The organism is Nonomuraea sp. NPDC003201 (assembly GCF_053590415.1).
On record NZ_JBSFTC010000634.1, the window covers coordinates 1 to 2909 of the forward strand.

At 74.0% G+C, this 2909-nt stretch carries 1 protein-coding gene; it reads left to right on the top strand.

Translation table 11 applies throughout. The features are described from left to right. On the top strand, positions 1-2909 hold a 2909-nt coding region (locus tag ACWDX9_RS62020; protein WP_449973234.1), incomplete at both ends, for a beta-ketoacyl synthase N-terminal-like domain-containing protein.

Genomic DNA, 2909 nt, shown 5'->3' on the forward strand with positions numbered 1-2909 from the left:
GCCGCCGAGCCCGCCGCCGCCGTGTCCGCCGCCGCCGACCACGCCGAAGCCGAAGCCGTGTCCGCCGCCGTGGACACGGCCTACTCGCTGGCCACGACGCGCACGGCCTTCGACCGCCGCGCCGCGATCGTCGTCGACGATCCGTCCGGGCTGGCCGCCGCGCTCGACCGGCTCGCCAGGGGAGAGGCCGCCGCCGAGATCGTGACCGGGCGGCCGAGCGACGGCGACGTCGCCTTCCTCTACTCGGGCCAGGGCAGCCAGCGCCCGGGCATGGGCCGCGAGCTCTACGCCGCGTACCCCGCCTTCGCGCGGGCCCTCGACGAGATCGCCGCCTGCTTCGACGGCGAGCTCGCCAGGCCGCTGCTCGAGGTGATGTTCGACGATCCCGATGGGGCGTTGGACGAGACCGGCATGACCCAGCCCGCGCTCTTCGCCTTCGAGGTAGCGCTCACCCGCCTGTACGAGCACTGGGGCATCCGCCCCGACCGGCTCATCGGCCACTCCGTCGGCGAGATCTCGGCCGCGCACGTCGCCGGAGTGCTGTCCCTGGCCGACGCCTGCACCCTGGTCGCGGCGCGCGGCAGGCTGATGCAGGCCCTGCCCGCCGGCGGCGCGATGATCGCCGTCCAGGCCACCGAGGCGGAGCTCCGCCCCCATCTCGACGACTCCGTCAGCATCGCCGCGATCAACGGCCCCGACTCCGTCGTGGTCTCCGGCGCGGAGGAGCGCGTCACGGAGATCGCCGAGGCGTTCCGCGCCCGTGGCCGCAAGACCCGCCGGTTACGCGTGAGCCACGCCTTCCACTCGCCGCTGATGGACCCGATGCTGGCGGAGTTCCGGCAGGTGGCCGAGTCGCTCACCTACCGCGAGCCGGCCATCCCGATCGTCTCCAACCTCACCGGGGCCGTCGCGTCCGGCGAGGACCTGTGCTCGCCCGGCCACTGGGTGTGGCACGTCCGCGAGGCCGTGCGCTTCAGCGACGGCATCCGCGCGCTGGCCGACACCGGCGTGACCACGTTCGTCGAGGTCGGCCCCGGCTCGGTGCTGGCCGCCATGGGCCAGCACTGCCTGCCCGCCGACCCCGGCACCCGGTTCGTCGCCACGCTGCGGGACAACCGGAACGAATGCCACAGCGCCGCCCTGGCCCTGGCCGAGCTGCAGGTACGCGGCACCGCCCCGGCCTGGGACGCCCTCTACCCCGGCGCGCGGCGCGTCCCGCTGCCCACCTACGCCTTCCAGCGCACGTACCACTGGCTTCCCGAGGCGGACGGCGCGGCGCCGCCCCCACCCGCGCCCCCGGAGCCGGCGGCCACCGGCGACGGGACCCAGCCGCTCGCCGACCGGCTGCACGGCCTGCCGGGCCCGGAGCAGGAGCAGCTGCTCCTGGAGCTCGTACGGACCTGCATCGCGCTCGTCCTCGGCCACGCCAACGCCGCGACCGTGGACACCGCCACCGCCTTCAAGGCGCTCGGCTTCGACTCCTTCAGCGCCGTCGAGCTCAGGAACCGGCTCAACGCCGCCACCGGGCTCCAGCTCCCCAGCTCGCTGCTGTTCGACTACCCCTCGCCGCAGGCGCTGGCCGCGTTCCTGCGCGCGGAACTGACGGGCGGGCAGTCCGTCCAGGCCGTGGTGACCGCCGCCTCGGTGGCGGACGAGCCGATCGCGATCGTGGGCATGGCCTGCCGCTTCCCCGGAGGGGTGCGCTCCCCGGACGACCTGTGGAACCTGGTGATCTCCGGTACGGACGCCATCGGGGAGTTCCCCGTGGACCGCGGCTGGGATCTGGCGGCCCTGTACGACCCGGACCCGGACAGCCGTGGGACGTCTTATTCGCGGCACGGCGGTTTCCTGTATGACGCGGGGGAGTTCGATCCCGGATTTTTCGGGATTTCGCCGCGTGAGGCGTTGGCGATGGATCCGCAGCAACGGTTGCTGCTGGAGGCGTCGTGGGAGGCGATCGAGCGGGCGGGCGTCGATCCGGCGGGGTTGCGCGGCAGCCGTACCGGCGTGTTCGCGGGCGCGATGGCCCAGGACTACGGCCCGCGCCTGCACGAGGCGACCGGGGCCGCGGAGGGCTACGTGCTGACCGGCACCTCCGCCAGCGTGATCTCCGGCCGGGTCGCGTTCTCGTTCGGGTTCGAGGGCCCGGCGGTGACGGTGGACACGGCGTGCTCGTCGTCGCTGGTGGCGCTGCACCTGGCCGCGCAGTCGCTGCGGTCGGGGGAGTGCGACCTGGCGCTGGCCGGTGGCGCGACCGTGATGGCGTCCCCCGGCATGTTCGTGGAGTTCTCGCGGCAGCGCGGGCTGTCGCCGGACGGGCGCTGCAAGGCGTTCTCGGCCTCCGCCGACGGCACCGGCTGGGCCGAGGGTGTCGGCATGCTGCTGGTGGAGCGCCTGTCGGACGCCCGGCGCAACGGTCACAAGGTGCTGGCCGTCATCAAGGGCTCGGCGATCAACCAGGACGGCGCCAGCAACGGCCTGACCGCCCCGAACGGCCCTTCCCAGCAGCGCGTGATCCGCCAGGCCCTGGCCAACGCCGGGCTCGCGGCCGGAGATGTGGACGCGGTCGAGGCGCACGGCACGGGCACCGTGCTCGGCGACCCGATCGAGGCGCAGGCGCTTCTCGCGACCTACGGCCAGGAGCGGGACCAGCCGCTGTGGCTGGGCTCGCTGAAGTCCAACATCGGCCACTCCCAGGCCGCCGCCGGTGTGGGTGGCGTGATCAAGATGGTCATGGCCATGCGCCACGAGGTGCTGCCGCAGACCCTGCACGCGGACGAGCCGTCCCCGCACGTGGACTGGTCGGCCGGCGCTGTCGAGCTGCTGACCGAGGCCCGGCCGTGGGACGTTCAGGATCATCCGCGCCGCGCCGCCGTCTCCTCCTTCGGCATCAGCGGCACCAACGCCCA